Source organism: Rubeoparvulum massiliense, from assembly GCF_001049895.1.
GTDB lineage: Bacteria > Bacillota > Bacilli > Rubeoparvulales > Rubeoparvulaceae > Rubeoparvulum > Rubeoparvulum massiliense.
The window spans coordinates 794618-818288 of record NZ_CVPE01000006.1 but is presented as its reverse complement, the minus strand read 5'-3'; the positions used below and the strand labels follow the sequence as shown (position 1 = coordinate 818288).

20 protein-coding genes are annotated in these 23671 nt (G+C 45.5%); 18 read left to right on the top strand and 2 right to left on the bottom strand.

Annotated elements, in window-relative coordinates; translation table 11 throughout:
• Positions 1 to 121 precede the first annotated feature (121 nt).
• On the top strand, positions 122 to 1234 hold the full coding sequence (gene ytvI, locus BN1691_RS11725) for a sporulation integral membrane protein YtvI (RefSeq protein WP_048602382.1): 1113 nt from the start codon (positions 122 to 124) through the stop codon (positions 1232 to 1234).
• A 69-nt stretch (positions 1235 to 1303) separates the two neighbouring features.
• Here the strand turns inward: ytvI and BN1691_RS11720 are convergent, their stop codons facing one another.
• Positions 1304 to 1975, bottom strand: coding sequence for a YheC/YheD family protein (locus BN1691_RS11720; RefSeq protein ID WP_048602381.1), 672 nt, complete (start codon positions 1973 to 1975; stop codon positions 1304 to 1306).
• A gap of 160 nt (positions 1976 to 2135) precedes the next feature.
• Between BN1691_RS11720 and BN1691_RS11715 the strand changes: the two genes are divergently transcribed.
• The 16 genes from BN1691_RS11715 (at position 2136) to BN1691_RS11645 (ending at position 21327) form a co-directional block, all read left to right on the top strand.
• Positions 2136 to 3068, top strand: coding sequence for an AAA family ATPase (locus BN1691_RS11715; RefSeq protein WP_048602380.1), 933 nt, complete (start codon positions 2136 to 2138; stop codon positions 3066 to 3068).
• Between the two features lie 102 nt (positions 3069 to 3170).
• Positions 3171 to 4286 (top strand): GTPase HflX, encoded by a 1116-nt coding sequence (gene hflX / locus BN1691_RS11710; RefSeq protein WP_053083762.1) that lies wholly within the window; start codon positions 3171 to 3173, stop codon positions 4284 to 4286.
• A 24-nt stretch (positions 4287 to 4310) separates the two neighbouring features.
• Positions 4311 to 5672, top strand: a complete 1362-nt coding sequence (locus BN1691_RS11705) for a methionine gamma-lyase family protein (protein ID WP_231638404.1) — start codon at positions 4311 to 4313, stop codon at positions 5670 to 5672.
• Positions 5673 to 5815: 143 nt separating this feature from the next.
• Positions 5816 to 6247, top strand: coding sequence for a MerR family transcriptional regulator (locus BN1691_RS14890; protein WP_048602379.1), 432 nt, complete (start codon positions 5816 to 5818; stop codon positions 6245 to 6247).
• Positions 6248 to 6305: 58 nt separating this feature from the next.
• Positions 6306 to 7637 (top strand): type I glutamate--ammonia ligase, encoded by a 1332-nt coding sequence (gene glnA, locus BN1691_RS11695; RefSeq protein ID WP_261795566.1) that lies wholly within the window; start codon positions 6306 to 6308, stop codon positions 7635 to 7637.
• A 178-nt stretch (positions 7638 to 7815) separates the two neighbouring features.
• The gene (locus BN1691_RS11690) at positions 7816 to 11025 is read left to right on the top strand and encodes an AfsR/SARP family transcriptional regulator (RefSeq protein ID WP_048602377.1); all 3210 of its coding nucleotides are present in this window, start codon (positions 7816 to 7818) and stop codon (positions 11023 to 11025) included.
• 68 nt (positions 11026 to 11093) lie between these two features.
• Positions 11094 to 12365, top strand: a complete 1272-nt coding sequence (locus BN1691_RS11685) for a substrate-binding domain-containing protein (protein WP_231638403.1) — start codon at positions 11094 to 11096, stop codon at positions 12363 to 12365.
• A gap of 93 nt (positions 12366 to 12458) precedes the next feature.
• The gene (locus tag BN1691_RS11680) at positions 12459 to 13232 is read left to right on the top strand and encodes an ABC transporter ATP-binding protein (RefSeq protein ID WP_048602376.1); all 774 of its coding nucleotides are present in this window, start codon (positions 12459 to 12461) and stop codon (positions 13230 to 13232) included.
• Positions 13210 to 13917: an ABC transporter ATP-binding protein gene (locus BN1691_RS11675; protein WP_048602375.1), complete on the top strand. Its 708-nt coding sequence runs from the start codon at positions 13210 to 13212 to the stop codon at positions 13915 to 13917. Before BN1691_RS11680 ends, BN1691_RS11675 begins: the two co-directional genes overlap by 23 nt.
• A gap of 22 nt (positions 13918 to 13939) precedes the next feature.
• Positions 13940 to 14836, top strand: a complete 897-nt coding sequence (locus BN1691_RS11670; protein ID WP_048602374.1) for a branched-chain amino acid ABC transporter permease — start codon at positions 13940 to 13942, stop codon at positions 14834 to 14836.
• Positions 14837 to 14840: 4 nt separating this feature from the next.
• Positions 14841 to 15881 (top strand): branched-chain amino acid ABC transporter permease, encoded by a 1041-nt coding sequence (locus tag BN1691_RS11665; protein ID WP_053083761.1) that lies wholly within the window; start codon positions 14841 to 14843, stop codon positions 15879 to 15881.
• 11 nt (positions 15882 to 15892) lie between these two features.
• Positions 15893 to 16069: a hypothetical protein gene (locus BN1691_RS14455; protein WP_156179065.1), complete on the top strand. Its 177-nt coding sequence runs from the start codon at positions 15893 to 15895 to the stop codon at positions 16067 to 16069.
• Between the two features lie 19 nt (positions 16070 to 16088).
• Positions 16089 to 17102 (top strand): 3-oxoacyl-ACP synthase, encoded by a 1014-nt coding sequence (locus BN1691_RS11660; RefSeq protein WP_048602373.1) that lies wholly within the window; start codon positions 16089 to 16091, stop codon positions 17100 to 17102.
• Positions 17103 to 17128: 26 nt separating this feature from the next.
• Positions 17129 to 17935 (top strand): alpha/beta fold hydrolase, encoded by an 807-nt coding sequence (locus BN1691_RS11655; RefSeq protein WP_048602372.1) that lies wholly within the window; start codon positions 17129 to 17131, stop codon positions 17933 to 17935.
• Position 17936: 1 nt separating this feature from the next.
• Entirely contained in the window at positions 17937 to 18725 is a 789-nt protein-coding gene (locus tag BN1691_RS11650; RefSeq protein WP_048602371.1) for an alpha/beta fold hydrolase, read from the top strand.
• Positions 18726 to 18894: 169 nt separating this feature from the next.
• Positions 18895 to 21327 carry an EAL domain-containing protein gene (locus BN1691_RS11645; RefSeq protein WP_048602370.1) on the top strand — a complete coding sequence of 811 codons (2433 nt, stop codon included), beginning with the start codon at positions 18895 to 18897 and terminating at the stop codon, positions 21325 to 21327.
• Position 21328: 1 nt separating this feature from the next.
• Here the strand turns inward: BN1691_RS11645 and BN1691_RS11640 are convergent, their stop codons facing one another.
• Positions 21329 to 22444, bottom strand: a complete 1116-nt coding sequence (locus tag BN1691_RS11640; protein ID WP_231638424.1) for a Y-family DNA polymerase — start codon at positions 22442 to 22444, stop codon at positions 21329 to 21331.
• A gap of 158 nt (positions 22445 to 22602) precedes the next feature.
• Between BN1691_RS11640 and BN1691_RS11635 the strand changes: the two genes are divergently transcribed.
• On the top strand, positions 22603 to 23649 hold the full coding sequence (locus BN1691_RS11635; protein WP_048602368.1) for an ABC transporter ATP-binding protein: 1047 nt from the start codon (positions 22603 to 22605) through the stop codon (positions 23647 to 23649).
• The last annotated feature ends 22 nt before the right edge of the window (positions 23650 to 23671 follow it).

Here is a 23671-nt window from a genome sequence, read left to right as displayed (position 1 = left end):
AGGATCATCACATCTTATCATTAGTCTGTCCCAAAAGTTAGGGAAATGATTTGTGCAATTGCTGAAACGTTATTGTACAATAGACGTAATCCTTAGTGATTTTGAAGAAAGGAGGGAAATAATGTATCAGTTTTATAAAAAGTATTGGAAGACCGGCTTCGATATTGGTGTTATTGTCTTAACAGTGTGGCTGATTATGGTCACCTTCACTTTTTTATTCAATATTGCAAAGCCCATCTTCTATTGTTTGGTTATCTATATGATCATTGAGCCGATGGCACGTTTCTTTCAACGCCGTGGAATGAAGAAGATTATTGCTACCAGTCTATCTGTCTTGCTCTTTGCTCTTATCATCTTATCCATTCTTGCAGGTTTTATCGCTATCTTCATCAATGAGATGGCACAATTAGCACAAGTGATCCCTGGCTATATCCACACCTTCCAGAGTGAATTAATTAACCTGATCAGTCGTTTTGAGTTCATGCGGAGTTGGATACCTGAGGACTTCTTAATGAACTGGCAGCAATATGTTGGAGATGTATTGCAAAAGGCCAATCAGTATGTGGGAGAGGGAATGAAAGCCATTGGTGATCGGATCACATCGGTCTCCTCCTTCGTAATCAATATGGGCTTTGGTGTTATTCTCGCCTTTTTCCTTAGTATTGAAAGCGATATGTGGCAACGCTGGGCACGAGAGAAGACGCCTAACACCTTTAAGAGGGCCTACTATTTTCTAAAGAATAATGTCATTCGTGGGATCTTAGCCTATATCAAATCGGTTTTAAAATTGATCTCCATTAGCTTTATTCTTGTCTTTATTGGAATGCTAATTTTGGGAGTCCGTAGTGCATTCACCATCGCTTTACTGGCAGCCTTTCTCGACTTGCTACCATTGCTGGGGGTTTCAACCTTATTCATCCCTTGGATCATCTATGAATTTGTTGTGAATAATATCTCCTTCGCTATCTCGTTATCTGTGGTCTATCTGGTTGTTGTCTTAACTCGCAATTTCTTAGAGCCAAAGATTACCGGTGATTCCCTGGGTGTATCTGCCTTCACCATGTTAGCCTTTATGGTGGTCTCGATTACATTATTTGGAGTACCAGGCTTGATCATCTCACCAATTCTTGTGATTCTCATTAAGGAATTGATTGCACAGGGCTATTTCAAAAAATGGATCCGCTTACCGGAGGATGAGTTTACACCCATGGAAGTGGAGAAAAAGCCGGAATAAAGTGAAACCAAAAAAGACCTAGAACAGGTCTTTTTTGGTAGGTACAAGTTTTTTACTGTATGTGTTCGATTAGGCAGGCTTGGTATTTACTTCAAAGATCCAGATATACCCTGCAGAATCTAGTCCATAATCGAAACCAAGCTGGCGGATTCCAGGAAAATGGCGTTCTAAGAGCTGTGTGCTTCGCCGTGTTAATTGTCGCATCTCTTTCCGTTTTAATGCATAGTTCACATGGGGTAATGAACGGGTAATTCCCTGCTTTAAGGTGAGGCGAGTACCTCCCTTACAGAGATTGGTAACGAAGAGGCCTGGTCGAGCAAGACGTCCTACCATTCCAGTAATAATCCATTCGTTTTTTGGCTTTTGGATCTTCACGCGATAGTCAATGGGGCGTCCTTGTATGGTGGCCATCATAATTGCCCTTTGGATCATATATTGACGCTTACGTTGGATCGATCGAATATAGGAAAGGGCAGCTTGTAAAGTGGAAAAATGGCGCCGCTTTTGTTTGAATTGGACAAGGAGGCCATCGCTGAGTTTGGTTACAGAGATGATCCCTCCGCCCCCTGTACCCACGATAGGTTTTAGGATGATACGTCCGTAATGCTTTAACATATAATCTAATTGGTCATTGGTCAGATGACGTGTGACCGGAATATGCGCAGCAATTTGCGGGTCCTTACGGAGCACCTCTTGTTTAATCCATTTATTTGCAACTCGTTTTGCCTTTAGGTTATACATGTCCACACCTCCCTGTTGTGCCTTCACACTTACCATATGCAGATCGAAAAGGGCATTCCTGTATCCCTATCTAGGAGAGGGAAAATGTGCGGTTAAGTAACCAAATCTGGGCGTTTGCCATATACTGCTCATACATTCCACAAAGGATGGTGACACACCAATGATGGAAAGTGTGGTTACGCAAACGTCACGCCAGATCCAAGTGGTAATCCCACAACCTAAGGTGGGAGAAGGAGAACAGGAATCTCTCGTACGAAGTCTACATGGAAAATCCTTTCCGCCAGAGCAATGGGAGCAACTTCTACCCATCCTCACTCAGATGGACCAATTGATTGGGCTACAACAGGTAAAAAAAAGTATGTTAGAGCTCCTGGCCATGCTACAGGTGAACCGTTGGCGTCAGCAGGCAGGGCTACGAGCAGATCGTCATGTTTTGCACATGGTCTTTCGTGGCAATCCAGGAACAGGCAAAACCACCATGGCAAGATTGGTGGGTAAATTGCTGGCACGCATGGGGATCCTCGATTTAGGGCATGTGATCGAAGCGGAACGTGCTGATTTAGTTGGTGAATATATTGGCCATACTGCACAAAAGACCCGGGATAAAATCCGGGAAGCACTTGGGGGAGTACTCTTCATTGATGAGGCCTATGCCCTCGCTCGTGGTGGTGAGAAGGATTTTGGAAAGGAAGCCATCGATACGCTTGTAAAAGGTATGGAGGATTTTCGCGAGCGTTTTGTATTAATCTTGGCGGGGTATTCTAAGGAGATGGAGTACTTCATGGCTTGCAATCCAGGACTTAGCTCACGCTTTTCCATTCAGATTGATTTTGCTGACTATAGCGTAGAGGAGCTTCTAGAAATCGCTCGTTTTATGGCAAAGGAGCGGGAATATGAACTCCTACCAACCACCGAGGTGAAACTACGCCGTACGCTTCGTCAGCAGAAGCAACAGGACCCCTACTTCAGCAATGCTCGCTATATTCGCAATCTCTTGGAAGGTGCCTTTCGAAAGCAAGCGGTACGGCTCCTCCAAGGTAATTATCCTCCAATGGAGGAATTGAAGCGAATACGGTCGGAGGATCTACCTTAGGGTGTATTCATTTTGATACGGACAGCAAGAGATTCGGGCTGTTCGTTTTTATTTTTTGCTTGGTGTGATAAGATTACTCTGAAAGCGAGGGGATGAAATCCTGTGAAATCATATCATACGGTCAAAGATGAATCCTGTGAACGTGTCATTCTAGTAGGGTGTCAGATCGGGCAGCTTGATGAAGCACTGTTTGCCAACTCATTAGATGAACTCCGACAGCTTGCGGAGACTGCAGGAGCAGAAGTGTTGAGTGTAGTCACACAAAAAAGACCGCAAGTGGACTCTCGCTGGTACATCGGTGAGGGGAAGGTGACAGAGCTTGCAGCGATGGCTGCTGAGCTAGAGCCTGATTTGTTTATCTTTGATACAGAGCTTTCACCTGCACAAGTACGTAACCTTGAGCAATCCCTGAATGGTCGGGTGATCGATCGTACTCAGTTGATTCTAGATATATTTGCATCGCGTGCTCAATCCCACGAAGGGAAGCTACAGGTGGAACTAGCGCAGTACAAGTATCTTCTGCCCCGCTTAACGGGGATGGGGCATGTCTTATCCCGCTTAGGTGGTGGAATTGGGACGAGAGGACCTGGTGAGACCAAGCTGGAATCTGATCGTCGCCACGTCCGCCGTCGTATTACAGATATCGAGCGACAGCTGGAACGAATTGTGAAGACACGGGAGCTTCATCGTCAGCGGCGCAGTAAAAATCAGGTGAAGCAAGTTGCCCTTGTGGGGTATACCAATGCAGGCAAATCTACTCTGCTGAATCGTTTAACCACAGCGCAGATCCTTGAGGAAGACAAGCTCTTTGCTACCTTGGATCCCACGTCACGGCGACTGTACTTGCCCAATGGGAAAGAAGTGATCCTCACCGATACAGTTGGTTTTATTCAACGTCTGCCTCATGAACTTATCTCTGCCTTTCGCTCCACATTGGAAGAGAGTCTACAGGCTGATTTACTTTTACATGTTGTAGATGCAGCAGCACCTCAGGTGGACCAGCGGATCGCAGTGGTGGATAAGCTGTTACGTGAGATTGGCGCCCATGAGATTCCTACCATTACGGTGTATAATAAGATGGACTTGGTTGGGGCAGATGTGGTATTACCAACTCGCCCACCCATGATCAAGATCTCCGCCAATCAGGCTCGGGATCTAGATAATCTACGACTTCTTATTCAAGCGAGCCTATGGGAAGAACAGCTTGAGAAGTCATAAAAAGAAGAAGGAGAATTAATCATCATGATGAGAGAGAGCATGAAACCAGAGCATACAACAGTGAATGAACAGCATCAATTACTACGTCAACATTTAGAGGATCAATTCTTTTCTCAATTCTCCCATGGCGAAGCGCTACGCCCTTTTGTAAAGCAGGCGGAAGAAAAGATTAAAGAGAAGATCAAAGAGATGGAATTAATCGTTGATTATAATCAGGGGAAGGTACTGCGTGCCTTTCAAGCCCATGGTGTTAATGAGTTTCATTTTGCACCATCTACTGGCTATGGCTACGATGATATGGGACGTTCAACCTTAGAAGCGATTTATGCTCAAGTTTTTCAAACAGAAGCCGCTTTGGTACGTAATCAGATCATCTCAGGGACTCATGCCATTGCCACTGCACTTTTTGGTTTACTCCGCCCAGGTGATGAACTGATCTATATCACCGGTACCCCCTATGATACCCTAGAGGAGGTCGTAGGAGTTCGTGGCGAAGGACAAGGTTCCATGCGCGATTATGGCATCGATTATCAAGCGATCCCTCTACGTGAAGATGGCTGGATCGATGAGGAAGCGATTGAAAAAGCCATCACGGCGAAGACCAAGGTGATTGGTATCCAACGCTCTCGTGGCTATGCAGACCGTCCTTCCTATACCGTCGAACAGATCGGCGAAATGGTCCGCTTCGTCAAAGGAATACGTTCTGATTTGATCGTTTTTGTGGATAATTGCTATGGTGAATTTACACAGCTACAGGAGCCTACCGAGGTTGGCGTGGATATTATGGCTGGCTCCTTGATTAAGAACCCCGGCGGTGGTATCGCCCGTTCTGGTGGCTATATTGTTGGTAAGGAGCATTTGGTACAGTTAGCTAGCTATCGTCTAGCAGCGCCTGGTATCGGCGCAGAGGGGGGCGCTACCATCACCAGTCCGCTTCCTATGTTTCAAGGGTTCTTTATGGCTCCTCATGTGGTGGGGGAAGCAGTGAAAGGTGCAATTTTTACCGCAGCCCTTGTAGAAGAGCTGGGCTTTAAAACCAATCCCCTCTGGAATGAAACACGTACCGATTTAATCCAAGCAGTGACCTTTGGTTCAGCAGAGCGCTTAATCGCCTTCTGTCAGGGAATCCAACAAGCCTCTCCAGTAGATTCTCATGTGACTCCAGAGCCAAGTCCCATGCCAGGCTATGCCGATCAAGTTATCATGGCAGCTGGTAACTTTATTCAAGGTTCTACCATTGAATTGAGTGCAGATGGACCTATTCGTGCACCGTATCTTGGGTTTATTCAAGGTGGCCTCACCTACTCTCATGTCAAGGTAGGCATTTGTAACGCACTCAATCGCTTACTGGAGAAGGAATTACTCCAGCTTCCAGCAAGTAATTAAGCTCAATAAATTCAGGTGGAGTTCCTACGACTCCACCTTTTGTTATTTATTATCACATTGTTATGTTAAATAATCTAACATAGGATTGACAAATAATTTGTACACGAGTAGAATGATTACATTCTGAGAGAGGAGAATCGGATATGGATGAAGCTAACCGCCGTTTTCAACCTCTTTTTTCTATTGGCATTGTTCAACAATTGACTCAATTGACAGGTAGGCAGATTCGTTACTATGAGGAGCAAGGATTGATCGATGTTCCCCGCAGTGAGGGTGGACATCGACTTTACTCATTTCATCACATTGAGCAACTTTTCTTCATTAAGGAATTATTAGAACAGGGGCTTAATATGGCAGGGATTCGTAAAGTGTTTCAATCCACTACGACCCAGGAAGAGTTCGTACAGACTTCTGGTCCTCTTCCTGCTGGTATTCATGAACGGGAGAAGAGAATTAAAACGCCGCAGATCACCAGTCAAGAACTATTAGAACGTGTCCGCCAGCAGTTGATCAATGGAGAACGAACCCATGAAGTATCGTTGATCCAAGGAGAACTCTCGCGATTTTTTCAGTAGGTATGCTGGAGAGGTTCTACCACATCTTTCATATTAAATAGTTGGGAGCGCGAAAATTGTGAGTACAACAAGAGAAGAGATTCTACACATGGCCAAAGAACAGCATGTACGATTTATCCGATTACAGTTTACTGATATTCTAGGCACCATCAAAAATGTGGAGATTCCCTTAAGCCAGTTAGAAAAAGCACTGGATAATAAGATGATGTTTGATGGCTCTTCCATTGAAGGTTACGTACGTATCGAAGAATCTGATATGTACCTCTATCCTGATCTTGATACGTGGATGATCTTCCCTTGGTCTTCTGAGGATGCCCGTGTTGCACGGCTCATCTGTGATGTCTACAATCCAGATGGCACTCCCTTTGAAGGAGACCCACGCTATGTCCTTAAGCGTGCATTGAAAGAGGCTGAAGCCATGGGCTTCACGACGATGAATGTGGGACCAGAGCCTGAATTTTTCCTTTTCAAAACCGATGAAAAGGGTGAGCCCACCCTTGATGTCAATGACCATGGTGGATATTTTGACCTTGCCCCTGTGGACTTAGGAGAGAATTGTCGTCGCGATATTGTGTTGACCCTTGATCAGATGGGCTTCGAAGTGGAAGCCTCCCATCATGAGGTGGCACCAGGTCAGCATGAGATCGATTTTAAATATACCGATGCAGTTCGCGCTGCTGATTTTATCCAAACCTTTGAGATCGTAGTTCGTACCATTGCACGGAAGCATGGTTTACATGCCACGTTTATGGCAAAACCCATATATGGCTTGAGCGGTTCAGGTATGCATACCCATCAATCCCTCTTCATTGGTAATAAGAATGCGTTCTATGATGAGAATGATTCCTTGGGTCTTAGTGAAACGGCTCGTCATTATATTGCAGGCTTGTTGCACCATGCGCGGAGCTTTGCAGCTATTACCAATCCTACTGTGAATTCATATAAGCGTCTGGTGCCAGGGTATGAAGCGCCTTGTTACGTCGCCTGGTCTGCGAAGAATCGTAGTCCCTTAGTGCGGATTCCTGCTTCACGAGGTATGAGCACACGCTTGGAGCTCCGTAATCCTGACCCAATGGCTAATCCATATCTTGCTTTGGCTGTTACATTAATGGCAGGCTTGGATGGCATTAAGAAGAAGATGGCGCTCTGCCCACCAGTAGATCGCAATATTTATGTGATGACAGCTAGTGAACGGGAAGAGTGTGGGATCGCAAGCCTTCCTTCCACATTACGAGAAGCCATGGATGAGATGGTGAAGGATGAGGTCATCTGTAATGCCCTAGGAGCTCATGTCTTGGAGCATTACTTAGAGTTGAAGGAGATTGAATGGGATCTCTTCCGGGTTCAAGTGCATCCTTGGGAACGAGAACGATATATGAAGATGTATTAATCGATACATCGAGAGTGATGTGTTAATCAATCAGGTAACTGAACATATCGATAAAAAGGTGTAGGGAAAAACTCCCTACACCTTTTTTAGGTACTCAACACAAAAGAGGAAAAATAGCATAAAAACAAGAATAATAGTATGATTATGGAAAGATCGACAATGAAGGAGGAGAGGAGCTATGTCCATCGCCATTATGAAGAGTAAATTAATCCCACCCAAGCCCAGGTCTACTTATTATTTGCCAGAACGATTAGAACAGCTGTTTGGTCATGTTCCTCAGTTTCCTATAACCACTCTACAAGCAGGGCCAGGCTATGGGAAGAGTACCAGCCTCCTCTTAGCAAGTGCTGCCTGGAGAGGGGAAATCGTTTGGTATACCTTAACGACATATGATCGGGATCCCATTGTGTTTCTTACCCATTTGATTCATGGGATGAATCTGGATCTCCCATCGGTTGGATTGGGAGGGCATGAAGAGATCCAAAAGCAATTGGAGCTCTCACTCTATGAAATCATACGAATGATTCAGGAGAAGGAAGGATCCTATTATCTCATATTGGACGATTATCATACCATTGATGATGTGGAAGAGTTGAATCATCTCTTTCAGCTACTCATTGAGCATCAACCTCCCAATCTACATATTATTTTTAGCAGTCGAAAGCGTCCCCGCCTTGCAATTATGAATGGGCTAAGGATGAAGGGAGAATTGCTAGAGATCAAGCAAGGAGATCTCCTATTTACGAATGATGAAATCCATCAACTTTATGAGCGATATGGTCTTCATCTTGAAAAAGATAGAGCGGATCAACTCATGAAGCTCACAGAGGGTTGGGTGATTGTTCTCGCATTAATTGGCCAGCAACTTAGTACTGGTGCTGATTTAGAACAATTGCTATCTCAATTTCATCAGCGTGAAGAGATTCTCGAATACCTGATCTCTGAAGTGTTATCTACTCGATCAGCGGATGAACAGCGGTTTTTGCTCGCTACTTCCATTTGTGAAGAGGTGACACCCGAGTTAGGCGATCTCTTACTAGGTTGGCAGCAATCCTCTACGATCTGTAATCAGTTCTTGCAAGAGGAGCTCTTTCTTACGGTGATCCAATCAGGGCGTTTTCGCTATCATGCTCTATTCCGCCAAGTGTTACGTGAACGCTTGAAAGAAGATGCTCGATGGTATGAGAGCCTTCTACGAAAGTTAGCCCAACATTATGAAGGGGAGAAAAAAATCGAGGAAGCACTGCGCGTTTACTTAGAGCTTGAGGATTGGCTTCAGGTGAGGAGTTTGCTTGAACTACAGGGAGACCAGTGGTTGGAGCAAGGTCAACTGGATACCCTGCAGATCTGGTTAGATTGTATATCTGACCAGCAAGGAACCAGTTCGCTGGCTTTTCCCGTTTTTCAGGGCGATATTGCTCGTTTACGTAATCGCTTTCAGGAGGCGCTTCTAAGCTATAAAAAAGCAGAAGATCTAGCTAGACAGGAACAAGATCCGTACTGGCAAAGTCGTGCTCTCGAAGGGCAAGCTCGTCTCTATCTCGATACCATTCAGCCTGCACAAGCGGATCGCCTATTGCGTGAAGCTACACGTATACTTGGGGGGAGAACAAAGACAGAGCATAAGGCAAAGCTCCTCGAGTTATTAGCGGAGAATCAGATCAATCTCGGACAGCATCGGACAGCAGAAAAGCTGTTTCGTATAGCGCGAGAGATTCGACATGAGGTGAGCAGAGGAGAGTTGGAGGCCCGCTTATTATTACGAACTGGCCGTTTACGAGCGGCAATTCAAGCGGTGGAATCGCTGCAGCAAGAAGGGGAATCTAGGGTGAGCCGCTTTCATCGTGATCCATCGGTGCTTCTCTCCCTTCTCTATGCATTTCTAGGAGAGCGAGAAGCAGCGAAACGTATGGCGGAGAAGGGAATCTTTACTGGCAATTCATTGCTCTCACCATTTGTGGAGGCTGTGGGATGGATTCGACTAGGACATGCCTCGCAACTCTTTGAGCATTATGAACCTACCATGATCCTTCAGTGCTATCAGACGGCGATACAGATCTTCGAACGCCTTCAAGTGGAACGAGGTAAGGTAGAAGCGCTGATGGGAATCGCTCTTCTTTATGCATCGCTGGGACAGGGTGAACGTGCCCGCCATTACGCGCAAGAGGGTAGAAAAATCGCCGAGCGGGCGAAGGATATGTGGATGTTAACCCTCTGTGATTTAGCCCAAGCCTATAGCTATGTGATGGATGAGAATTGGCAGCAGGCGGGGCTAGAGTTAGAGAACACCTACCAACAGTTCACCTTATGCGGGGATAACTATGGGTCAGCAGTTTCTATGCTATGGCTTGCCTATGTGAGCTGGCGTCAACAGGATTGGAATCGTTTACATTCCTATCTTCCTCGTCTCTTCCTACATATACAGCATGATAACTATCAATTTCTCTTTCGTCAGCGTACTCTTCTAGGTCCCAAGGATGTTCAAGTGTTTCTTCCGATGCTGGTAGAAGCACAGAAGCAAGGAATCGCTTTAGATTATGTGAATCCTTTGCTTGCAGATCTAGGCTTCGATAAGGTGGATCTTCATCCGGGCTATACATTACGGATACAGACCTTCGGAGAGTTTCGAGTCTGGCTCGGTGAGCGAGAGGTGAGTGAAAAGGAGTGGCAACGAGAGAAGGCGAAGCAACTCTTTCAACTACTGCTAACCTATCGTAAGCAGCTACTCCCCCGCGAGCTGATCTATCAGCTGCTCTGGCCAGAGGTGGATGAAAAAGCAGCCAATCGTGACTTCAAGGTGGCACTTAATGCCTTGATGAAAGCGTTAGAGCCTAATCGTACAGCACGGAGTACACCTTTCTATATTCAACGACATGGCACTTCCTATGGGTTTAACCTGGCATCAGGCTATGAATTGGATGTGGAGCAATTTGAGTATGCAGTACAGCATGGCTTACGAGAGAAGGAGGATCGGGAGCGGCGCAAGGAATGGTTAAGCAAGGCGATCCAGCTCTACCAAGGCGACTATCTCCTGGAGCAGCGCTATGAGGACTGGTCCATTGAAGAGCGAGAACGTTTTCAAGTTTTGTTTCTACGAGCAGCTGAACAGCTTGCTTATTTTCTGGTGCAGGATGGGGAGTATGAAGCCTGTATCCAATTGAGCTCACGGATTCTTCAGTTGGATCCCTGTTGGGAGGAGGCATATCGACTCCAAATGCTTTGCTATTATCAGCTTCAACATCGCGCTCAAGCTTTAAAAGTCTATGAGAAATGTAAGCATGTGCTCGAAGAGGAGCTGGGGGTGGAACCTCTACCAGAGACTGTAGAATTATGGAGCTTAATAAGAGAGACAAAACCTCTACCTTTTCACCTGTTCACAAAGTTGTAACTTTCTTGTAACTCCTCCCATTACGATTAAGGAAAAGCTTACCCATTATTCATGAGGAGGAATGCTCTGTGAAGGGACATGGAATGAAACGCTCACTTCTTCTACTATTAACATTGGTAATGGTCTTTACCATGGTGGCCTGTGGTAATAACCAAGGCAGTAAAAATACAGGCGCATCCGATGAGAGCAAGGGTGGAACCACATCGAATCAAACGACTTCACCCAATGCTTCCAACGAACCAGTTCGAGTTGGCTTGTTAGCTGGAAAGACTGGATTATTGGAAGCGTATGCAACCCAGACCATTCAAGGCTTTGAACTAGGTTTAGAGTATGCTACGAAAGGTACCTTTGAAGTGGCTGGTCGAAAGATTGAATGGCGTGTAGAGGATGATCAATTAGATGGCAATACAGCCATTGAAAAGGCAGAAAAGCTACTGGATGAATATAAGGCTGATTTTATCATCGGAACAACCAGCTCCGCTGCAGCCACGGCAATTTTACCTCTAGCAGAGGAGTACGAGAAGATCTTCATCATTGAGCCGGCTGTGGCAGACTCGATTACAGGAGAGAATTGGAATCGCTACATCTTTAGAACAGGACGCAATTCATCTCAGGATGCAGCAGCAGCAGCAGCCTCCATCCCAGGTGAGAATGCAAAGGTGGCCATCTATGCCCAGGATTATGCCTTTGGAATCGATGGTGCCAATGCATTTCAACGGGAAGCAGAGGCCCGTGGTCATGAAATCATCCACCGTGAAATGACAGCCCACGATGTCACTGACCATACCTCTCATATCCAGAAGGTAGCTGATTCTGGAGCAGAATATGTGTACGTCGTTTGGGCTGGAGCGAACACACCTTGGGTACAAATGCAGGAGTTAGGCTTCTTCAATAAAGTGACGCCAGTGACAGGCTTCCCAGATATTCTAGGCTTAACAGCCATGGGCGAGACAGCAGTAGGCTTGAATGGATTCACGGTTTACAACTATCTGTTGCCACAGAATGAAGTGAATGATTGGTTAATCGAAAAGCATAAGGAGAAGTATAATGGCGCTGTTCCAGATCTCTTTACAGCAGGAGGCTTTGCAGCAGCCATGGCGATCGTAACAGCTTTGGAGAAGACGGGCGGAGACACCGAGGTGGAGACGCTGATTCAGACCATGGAGGGAATGACCTTCGATTCACCGAAGGGTCCCATGACCTTCCGTGCCGAGGATCATCAAGCGCTACAGACGCTTTATGCTGCAAAATTAGTGAAGAGTTCAGAACACCCATATCCTGTTCCTGAGTTGATCCGCGAGCTATCACCTGAGGAGACTCAACCTCCCATTAAGAATTAATAAAAGCGTGCATATGAAAAGGGCTGCAATCCGCAGTGATGCTGGAGTAGATTGCAGCCCTTTTTTCACAAATTGGAGAAAGAAGGTGTGTTGATGGAACCAATCCTCCAGACGAAGGACTTAACCATTTCCTTCGGTGGTCATACTGCAGTACAAGGTGTCAATCTCACCGTTCATCCCCATGAGTTTAAGTCGATTATCGGGCCCAATGGAGCAGGGAAGACCACGCTTTTCAACCTGATTAGTGGTCAGCTTAAGCCAACCCAAGGTGAAATCTACTTAAAAGGTGAGGAGATTACAGGATTATCTCCCATTCGGAGAACAGGGAAGGGGATCGGACGTTCATTTCAAATTACCAATATCTTTCCCAATCTCACTGTGTTAGAGAATGTAAGATTGGCTGTTCAGATCGAGAAAGGGATCCGATATAACCCCATACGCCATTTTCGCCATTATAAAGAGGTAGAAGAGAAAGCCTATCACGTGTTAGAACGGGTTCTTCTCGAGAATAAAGCACATTCCCTCGCGAAGAATCTAGCACATGGTGAGAAGCGAAAATTGGAGATTGGTATGCTTCTTGCTTTGGAACGTGATCTGCTCCTCCTCGATGAACCGACTGCCGGGATGTCACTGGAAGAGGTACCTGCCATTCTTCAGCTAATCCGCAATATTAAGGAGGAACGTAACAGGACCATTCTGCTGATTGAACACAAGATGGATATGGTCTTGGATTTATCTGACTCATTGGCTGTTCTCTTTCATGGTCAGTTATTAGCGGATGGTGTACCAGAGGCCATTATGGAGAACGAGGATGTTCAGAAGGCTTATCTAGGAGGGATGGCGAGTGGAACAGCTACTACAGGTTGATCATATTGAGACCTATATCGGTCAGTTCCATATCTTACAGGGCGTTTCATTCCAAGCTAAGCGCGGTCAGGTTACTGTCTTGCTGGGACGTAATGGGGCAGGAAAAACAACCACATTACGTTCGATCATGGGTTTTCAACCTGCTTCAAGGGGTATGATCCTTTTTCATGGTGAGGAGATCCAGCGTCTATCACCACACCAGATTGCGCAGAAGGGGATTGGCTATGTTCCTGAGGATCAAGGGATCTTCTCCCACTTAACCGTGGAGGAAAACATGCGAGTGGCCATGGGCAAAGGGGATGCAGCAAGTCAAGAACGACAGGCTTGGATTTTAGAGCTCTTCCCTGACTTAAAGAAAGCGTGGAAACGAAAGGGTGGACATCTAAGCGGTGGACAAAAGCAAATGCTCTCCCTTGGGCGAGCACTCCTTCAGCCTAACGATCTGCTCTTAATCGATGAACCTAGCAAAGGCTTAGCACCCATTATGGTAGAACGAGTTATCGAAGCACTTAACGAAATAAAAACACATACCACCATTGTACTAGTAGAGCAAAACTTTCAGATGGCTAGTATGCTAGGCGACCAATATTATTTGGTGGATGATGGCCGCACCGTCCATTCAGGTAAGATGGCAGATCTTGTGGAAGATGAACAATTAAAAAGAAAATACTTAGGGATTGCCTGAGCGTAAGTAGGGAGGTGATCGAATGACGTTTTGGGAACTTTGGATTTCTTTATCCATCAATGGATTTGCCTTAGGAATGTTGATATTTTTGTTAGCAGTAGGCTTAACGTTGATCTTCGGACTCATGCATGTCTTAAATTTTGCCCATGGCGGTCTCTTCGCTTTTGGTGCATTTTCAGGAATTTGGGTCTATCAGTATGCGATGCAGAGCTGGGGATTCTCAGATCAGCTCGGTTTTCTAGTAGGACTATTAGGTGCCATTTTCTCTGGGGTGATCCTAGGCTTTATCATAGAGAAGTTAATCATCCAGCCTGTATATGGCGACTTAATCGCGCAGATTTTGATCACATTAGGCGCCATGATCGTACTGACGGAAGTAACTAAATTGATCTTTGGTGTGAACCCCGTTGGCGTTCAACCACCAGCATGGCTAGCAGGGAATATCCAGATGGGAGAAATCACCATTATCAAATATCGGATCTTTTTAATCATGGCAGGGCTCTTGATTTTTGCATTGATGCAATACCTGCTGAATCGTACTCGTTTAGGCTTGATCGTAAGGGCTGGTGTAGAGGATAAGGAGATGGTACAGGCCTTTGGTATCAATATTAAGAACATTTTCCTTGGCGTTTTTATCCTTGGAGCAGTTTTAGCCTCCATTGGTGGTTTTCTGGTGGCACCCTATCAACAGGTGATCACATCAGGGATCGGGATGGAGTATCAGCTCCTTGCCTTCGTAGTCGTGGTCATCGGAGGGATGGGAAGTGTACCGGGGTCTATGGTAGCAGCGATTCTCGTTGGAATTGCTACAGCCTTTATCAACTATTATGCAGCGGGTCTTTCAACAGCCATTGTCTATATTATCATGGTGCTTGTCCTATTCTTAAGGCCGCAAGGCTTATTTGGAGGGAGGGAGTGAGAGAATGAAGCCATTATACAATCTACAACGCCTATCATCACCGGTACTCATGGTGTTTACCATCCTTGCCATCGTATTTCTCATCCTGCCAATGCTCTTTCAGGACTCACGAAGCTCGTTAATCATCCTTACCAATGTGGCCATCATGGCTGTTTTTGCCATGAGCTATGATCTTCTTCTCGGCTACACGGGTATCGTTTCTTTTGGTCATGTGATGTTCTTTGGGATGGGCGCCTATACCACTTCCATTCTCTTTAAGCAGGTAGCACCTACCTATAGTTCTTTAGCACTTGCAGTGGTCATCACACTGGTCCTTACAGGACTACTTAGCCTTCTCTTAGGCGTTTTTTCCCTCCGATTACGCACCCACTTCTTTGCCATGCTTACCCTGGCCGTAGCAGAGATGGTGGCTGTTTTTGCAGAGAAATGGGGGAAAATTACAGGAGGAAGTGATGGTTTTAACTATAAGAAACCAGAGCTTTTTCAGGATCGCTTGCTCTTCACCTACCTGGCCATCATTTTCATGCTGTTGATCTATCTATTGCTCCGCCGTTTTACCCTCTCTCCTCTCGGCCGTGTTCTACAGGGCATTCGTGAAAATGAACAACGGATGGAATCCCTAGGCTACAATGTCTTTTACTATAAGGTGATTATCAATGTAGTAGCAGGGATGGTAGCAGGGTTAGCAGGTGTGATGTATGCCTTATCCACCTTCCACGTGGATGTGCCAGGTGTTTTAGGAGTAGAGATCACTTTGAATCAAGCACTACTTGTCACCATTGTGGGTGGGGTGGGTACACTGATCGGTCCCATCATTGGGACGGGAATTATTGAGGTGCTACAGAATTATCTGGAATCTACCAATTTTGATCGTTGGCTCCTCTTTTTTGGCCTTGCCTTCATTATCATGGTGATCTTCTTCCCTAAAGGAATTGTGGGGACCATTACCCAACGATGGGTTGATTGGAAAGCAAAGCGCTTCACCGCTTCCATGGTTCCGCCAGGGAGCGGTTCAGAACGAGCAGAAGATATCAAAGAGTCATAGGAGGGAATTGGATGGCGGGACAGCAGATCGTTCAATCATTCGTCCTTCGTTTTGTCAAGGATGAGAATATTCCTGAGCAATGGCGGATTCGTATTACAGATGTCCAAGGTGAGAAGGAAATTGTGATGACACAGCTTGCAGAAGCGGTGGCTTATATCGAAGAGGTACTCGCTAGAATTAGTAAATGATCAAGAAGGAGATGAAGTAATGGGGAACCAGGAGTCGATTGGGATTTTGAGTACAGGCTTCTATTTGCCAGATCAGGTGATGACCTCTCGTGAACTGGCTACAGTGAGTGAGATACCTCAGGAGATTATTGAAAAGAAGATGGGAATCCTGCAAAAACCCATACCAGGTCCAGATGATCATACTGCTCAGATGGGAATTTGGGCAGCGGAGCAGGCGATTCAACGAGCAGGGATCAGTGCAACCAAGCTTGATCTAGTGATCTATATTGGTGAAGAGCATAAGGAATATCCCCTTTGGACGGCAGGGATCTATACACAAGCGAAGTTAGGGGCTGAGCGAGCTTGGTCCTTCGATGTGGCGTTACGCTGTGGTACAACGGTAATGGCATTGAAGCTGGCGAGAGCCTTGATGCTCACAGACAATTCCATCAACACAGTATTGCTTGCTGGTGGCTATCGTAATGTGGATTTTATTAACTACAAGAATCCTCGAACCCGCTTTATGTATAACTTAGCAGCAGGGGGTGGTGCACTCATCCTCCAAAAAGGAAGAGATGAGCATCAAATTCTTGAAAGTCATATTATTACCGATGGTAGCTTCTCAGAGGATGTAGCAGTACCCATTGGCGGAACGAAGGAGCCTTTAACTCAAGAGACGCTAGCAAAGGGAGAATATTATTTAGATGTCTTTGATCCAGAGGGGATGAAGGAGCGACTAGAGGAAAAATCCCTTTCCACCTTCGTTCAAGTGGTTCAAGAGGCTGTTCGTAAAAGTGGCTATTCTGTGGAAGAGATCGATTATTTAGGAATCTTGCATATGAAGCGTTCAGCGCATAAAACCATACTGGAGCGCCTCGGTTTACGGGAGGATCAGGCGATCTATTTAGAAGAGTATGGTCATATTGGTCAGCTAGATCAGATCCTTTCTTTAGAGCTGGCTGTTCAGGAAGGACGCTTGAAGCAAGGTGATCTCGTTGTGCTCGTCAGCGCAGGCATCGGGTATGCTTGGGCAGCTACAGCGATTCGTTGGTAATTACAAAACGAGGGAGAGGGACAGCCATGCCGAAGGCTCAATTGAGTGATATTCAACTCTACTATGAGTGGCATCCAAAAGATCATGCTGATGTGATTGTATTAGTAAATGGTTTATTAACCAATTTGCGTACGTGGGATCCCCATATAGAGAGATTGAAGGAGCATTACTCTGTTCTTTGCTATGATTGCCGCGGTCAAGGCAAGTCTAATAAACCAGCAGGACCATACACCTCAATCCTTCATGCTCAGGATCTATTACAATTATTAGATCATTTACAGCTTGAACAGGTACATGGTGTGGGGATTTCCAATGGTGGAGCAGTCCTGCAAATGGCAGCCATTGAAGCTCCAGAGCGCTTTTCTTCACTTTTCCTAGCTGATACCTATCCTCAGGTTGATCGCCTCTTTTATGCAAAACTACACAGTTGGTTACAAGCCATGGAAGCAGGTGGTGGGCTGCTCCGTTTCGATGTTGCCCTTCCTTATGTCTGGGGACCACGATTTCTGGAGGAGAACTACGACCAGCTTCTGCAGTTTCGAGAATATGGAGCCAATCTGGATTCACCTGTGGCAACCTGGCTGATTCAAGGCGCTCTCCAACATGATGCTCTCTATGGATTAAAAAAGTTAACCATGCCAATTCGCTGCATCGTTGGTGAGCATGATATTCTAACACCAGCCTATTATAGTGAGCGGATCATTCACGAGGTATCTCATGGTGACCTCCGCATCATGGCAGGAGCTGGTCATGCCTCCGCTTATGAACAACCAGCAGAATTTGTTGAAGAACTGATCAATTTTCTTAATGCAGTAAAGAAGGGAGAGGTCTAGGATGGAGATGTCTAGTATGAAGTTCCTCCAATTAGACGATTGTCAATTGGCATATCACGAGCAAGGTACTGGAGAATCTACAATGGTCCTGGTACATGGGAATATTGCGAATCAGAGCTGGTGGAATCAAGTGGTCGAACCCCTCTCTGAATTGGGTAAGGTGGTCACTGTGGATATGCGTGGTGTCGGTCAATCCACACGTCCTGACGCAGGGTATGAAATTGAGCAATATGCCCACGATTTGTTAGCACTCTTGGAAATGCTGGAGACCAAGCAGGTCACCTTGGTAGGTCATTCCTTAGGTGGCGCCATTGTGATGAGGACAGCCCTATTAGCTCCTAGTATGATAGAGCGGATGATTTTAATTAACTCAGCTCCTCTCCATGGTCTGGTAACGCCAGAGGAAAACTATGCTGTCCTGTCTCTCTTAGGTAGTCAACGCCCCTTGATGGAGGCAGCATTAAAAGGGGTGGCGCCTGCAGCAGACCACCAGACTCCATTCTTTCAGCAAATTGTCGACGAGGCAATGCGTGATGCCCATGTAGTCATCCCCAATGCCCGTTCATTAGAAAAGTTTGATATTCGTCAAGAAGCTGGGAAGTTGACGATGCCTGTATATGTCATCTATGGTGAGCAAGATCTACTCGTCACGAAGGAAATGATGCAATCCACCTGCGAGCTGCTTCCCCATGGAGAGTTAATCATGTTTTCCCATATCGGTCACTCCATCATGCTCGAAGATCCTCAGCAATTTGTGCAAGTTGTCAAGAGTACGCTCATCTCTAGTTGAAATAGGAGTATGTAACAGGACTATGGATGGATCATAGTCCTATTTTTTATCGCTATTTTCCAGTCATTGATACTATTATCACAATTATCGTACCAATAATGGAAGGAATAATAGTATAATAGTGGTAGATGAACAAGGTGGAAGTATGAGGAAAAAATGAGGGATCTACATGGCGGTTACCCGGAAAGTCTATCTGCTAACGGTATTAATGATTGTCATTACCCTACTCTTCAGCTTTGCCTGGCATTACTATGAGGTTTGGAATAGTATGATTCAGCGTGAGCATCAAGCAACTGAATCACTGACTTACCTTCTAGAATTGGAACTAGGAGGAAAATCCTATGAAGAGTTGTTAGGGGAGGAGATCAGCACTCCCAATCATGACCAGGTCTTAGCTCTAAACAGACTTTTGCAGCCGATTGTGGAGAAGGTACAACAAGCATTTCCAGGCTATGGAGCAGGCTACTATGTAAAGGACCTCCAGAGCATTGTCGCCTTTGTGCCTAATTATGATGAATCTGGATTGAAGGATATTCGTCCCCAATCGGAAGCAAGAACGGTGTATCAAACCAAAGAACCCTATAAATTTCATAACTATTCGCAAACTCGGGGAGCTTATGTGATCGCTAGGATCCATCCAATTATTATTGATGGCGAAGTGATCGGTCATGTGTGGGGGAACATTACCGTAAGTGATTTCCGTACACTTTTTATGGACCGAATAGACAACATATTTTCCATTTTGATCCCGATGCTTATCATGGGTTTGATCGGAACGAAATTTATAACGTTAAAATATGAGGATAGTATAAAGCTCTTCCGTGACCGTGTTTGTAATCTAGATCTAGACTATGAAGATTCTCCTCATTTTCTCCCAGAGATGATGGAAATTTATCAATTAGTGCAGAGTAGCCACTTCCAATTAGCAGCCAGCGAGAAGCGCTTTCGTGATGTAGTAAGCGCATTTGATGAGTATGTATGGGAGTCTGGACGTGATGGTGAATATATCTATCTTTCTGAACCGGTGGAGCGTATCATAGGATTTACTCCCGACGAGCTACTAGGTAAATCTCTCAATGATAATATTCATCACGATGATCTTTCGACGGTTAAGCAAGTGATTGCGGAGAGCATCCAAGAGAAGCAAGGCTTTCAGCAGCTCCAGTATCAGCGACAGAAAAAGGATGGAAGCTGGGTTTGGCTCCAGACCAGTGCTGTAATCATCGTGGATGAGCAAGGTGATTTTCTCGGTTTCCGTGGTGCAGCCCGTGACATCTCCGAAGAGATTAAGAATAAAGAGCTCATCTACCATCTTGCCTTTACAGATCCATTGACACAGCTACCCAATCGTTCGAAACTTTATGAAGTTTTAGATGCATGGATTGAAGAAGGAGAACTGAGAGGAACCAAATTTGCTCTCCTCTTCATTGACATGGATCGGTTTAAGGTGATCAATGATTCCCTTGGACATGAGATAGGTGATCAGGTGCTAGTAGCAGCGGCACAGCGGATCAGTAGTCAACTGGGGCCAGTTGATGAATTATATCGCTTGGGTGGTGATGAGTTTATCGCATTGCTGCCAATCCCATGTGATCATACTTGCGTAGAGGCGAAGGTAGATAAGATCATTCATAGCTTCACACAACCGCTTAAATTGAATGGGCGCTCCTTATACAGTAGTGTCAGTGTGGGCATTAGCTTCTATCCTGATGATGGTCGTGATCGGACTACCTTAATTCGTAATTCTGACTCGGCCATGTATGATGCAAAGGCCAAAGGGCGTAATCAGTTCCGTAAGTATCATCACGTGCTAAATCAGCAGGTAACGCGAACTCTGCAGCTAGAGAATGAACTGAGGAATGCTTTAAAGCTGAAGCAGTTTACCCTTCATTATCAACCTCAGGTAGATGTGATGACAAGAGAAGTAATCGGAGTCGAAGCGTTACTGCGCTGGGAGCATCCAAGACATGGTTGGATTCCACCGAATCAATTTATACCTTTGGCAGAAGAGACGGGGATCATTATTCCCCTTGGGGAGTGGGTGTTACGAGAAGCTTGTAAACAGATGGTGAACTGGCTGGAGGCGGGAATTCATCCCATCAAGCTCGGGGTGAATATCTCGGCGGTACAGTTTCAGCAGAATAACTTTGTAATACTCCTCGAAGAGATTATTCAAGAGACAGGGATACCAGCTGAGCTACTGGAGCTAGAGATTACAGAACGGGTGGCCATGGACCAGATTGAACAGGTCATGGAGACCATGGGGGGCTTAAAGCAGCTTGGGGTGAACATTGCCATCGATGATTTTGGGACAGGCTTCTCTTCTTTAAATTATCTTAGCAAGTTCCCGATCTCCCGATTGAAGATTGATCAGATGTTCATCCGTCATGTGAATATGAATCCTGAGGACAATGCCATTGTCAATTCCATTATTGCATTAGCTCATACCCTTAACTTGCAGGTTGTTGCAGAGGGCGTTGAGGAAGATAAGCAGTGGAGCTATCTCTCTCAACAGCGATGTGATTATATTCAGGGATATCTTGTGAGTAAGCCTGTGCCCCCTGAACAATTACTGCAACTACTTCAAAACAGAAGCTTATAAGCTACTTATCAGAGAAGTCAGGAGGGAGGATCATCGATCCTCCCTCTGTGAATTGGAAGGAGAGTTGAACAGGGTAGGGAAGAATGGACTCATCAGACTCTAAATTGCTAACACGAATCCCGAGCAGTCGTAAGGGCTGATATTTGAAATGAGTCTGATACAGTGCAATTGCTGTCTCTTCAATCGTCTTTGGGTCCCTTGTTGCCTCCTCGAGAGTACAGCTCCGTGTCCGTCCCTTTTCATAGCTAATTTTCACATCGATAGAAATGGTCTTCGCTACTACTTTCTTCCGCTTTAGCTGCTGGCTCATCTGCAGGCTATATTGATGAATAATCCCTGCGATACGTTCCTCATCATCCACGTCGTGTGGAAATGTTCTAGAGATCCCCATACTTTTGCTCCCTTTACGCCGCATCGGGTCAACAGGAGATTGAGTCATGCCCCGTGCAGCCCAATAGAGATATTCACCTTGTTTCCCATACCAGTTCCGTAATGTTTCGATCTCAAGCTGGGCTAACTGTCCAATGGTGATGATACCACGTTGGTTTAATTTTTCACTCGTTCGTTGTCCACAGCCATGTAACTTGGAAACAGCCTGGGGCCAAAAATAGGACTGGAACTGGCGTACCCCCATCTCTACGTAGCCCCGGGGTTTTTTAACATCAGCACACATTTTTGCAATGATCTTATTAGGACCAGCTCCAATGCTACATGGAATGGATAATTCTCTTTCTAATTTATTTTGAATATAGCGGGCAATTTCCAGGGGACGTACTCCCCGTTCGACGATTTCGCTAACATCTAAATACGCCTCATCAATGGAGGCGACCTCACAGGGTGCCACCTTCGCTAGAAAGCGCATAATAGTCTGGGAGTATTTACGGTATAAGGGATGGTTGGGTCGGATAAAGATGCCATCAGGGCAACGCTCTAACGCTTCATGGTAACGCATGGTGGTATAGATTCCCTTCGCCTTCGCCTCATAGCTAGCAGCGATCACAATTCCTTTTCGTAATTTTGGATCACCAGCAATAATCACAGGTTTTCCGCGCAGTGAAGGGTCTTCACTTTGGTGTACTGAAGCGAAGAATGAGTTCATATCCACAAGAAGAACCATCACGGCTTATTCCCCCTCGCACATGCCTTTTTACTCATGCTTATATTGTAACATATATCCATGAATACTCAGCAATTGACAAAATGGGGTTCCTTCTGTAAGATTAAATACGAATGATAATCATTCTCAATTGCATGAGCGGGTACGGGGGTGAAAAGATGAAAAACTTTTTGGTACTAAAAGAGCTAACGAAGCAATATGCCCATTCACATATGCTAGCTGTGGATAACATCTCCCTTTCCCTATCCCAAGGGGAGATTATTACCCTACTGGGGCCTAGTGGCTGTGGCAAGACAACCACCCTGCGTTTAATTGCTGGATTTGAGCAACCAACTGTAGGAAGTATTGAACTGGATGGAAGAATCCTTGTGGATTCAGAGCAGTATATGCCTGCTGAAGCACGGGGGATCGGCATGGTCTTTCAGGATTATGCTTTATTCCCTCATCTCAATGTATACAAGAATGTACTCTTTGGCTTGCATCGTTGGCCAAAGAAAGATCGGCAGCAGCGAGTTCAAGCAATGCTTCGTCTTGTTGGCTTAGAGGAGTATGCAGAGCGTTTCCCACACCAACTATCAGGAGGTCAGCAGCAACGTGTTGCCTTGGCGAGGGCATTGGCACCTGATCCCAAGTTGCTTCTCCTTGATGAACCATTTAGCAATTTGGATGCAAAGCTACGAGAAAAGATGCGCGAAGAGTTGGTAAAGATTCTTCGAAGTACTGGGACAACAGCCATTCTTGTCACCCATGATCAACAGGACGCTTTCGCTGTCTCGGATCGTGTGGTTGTAATGAACGAAGGTCAGATTCTACAAGAGGGTTCCCCTTCTTCACTATATTTACAGCCTACATCACCATTTGTGGCACAGTTTTTTGGTCAGACCAACCTCATCGAAGGAGAAGTCCTTGCTGATGGTCGCTCTGTCAGGACGAAAATCGGTCAATTCTCTGTGAAAAGAAAACTGAATGCAGCAAGAGTTCAGCTAGCCATTCGTCCGGAAAATACTTTTCTGGTTCGAGAGGGTGGGATGAAAGGGATTGTGCAACGCTTAGATTATCAGGGTCCTTTTCAGACGATTTATCTCCGCTTAACAAGCAAGCAGGAATCGATTCCATGGATCGTCTATGCGCCACTCACAGAGCAGGTAAAGATTGGGGAAGAGGTAGAAGTGAAAATTAATCCTGAACTTATTCATGTTGTATAACTATCATTTTTTAGCCTATATA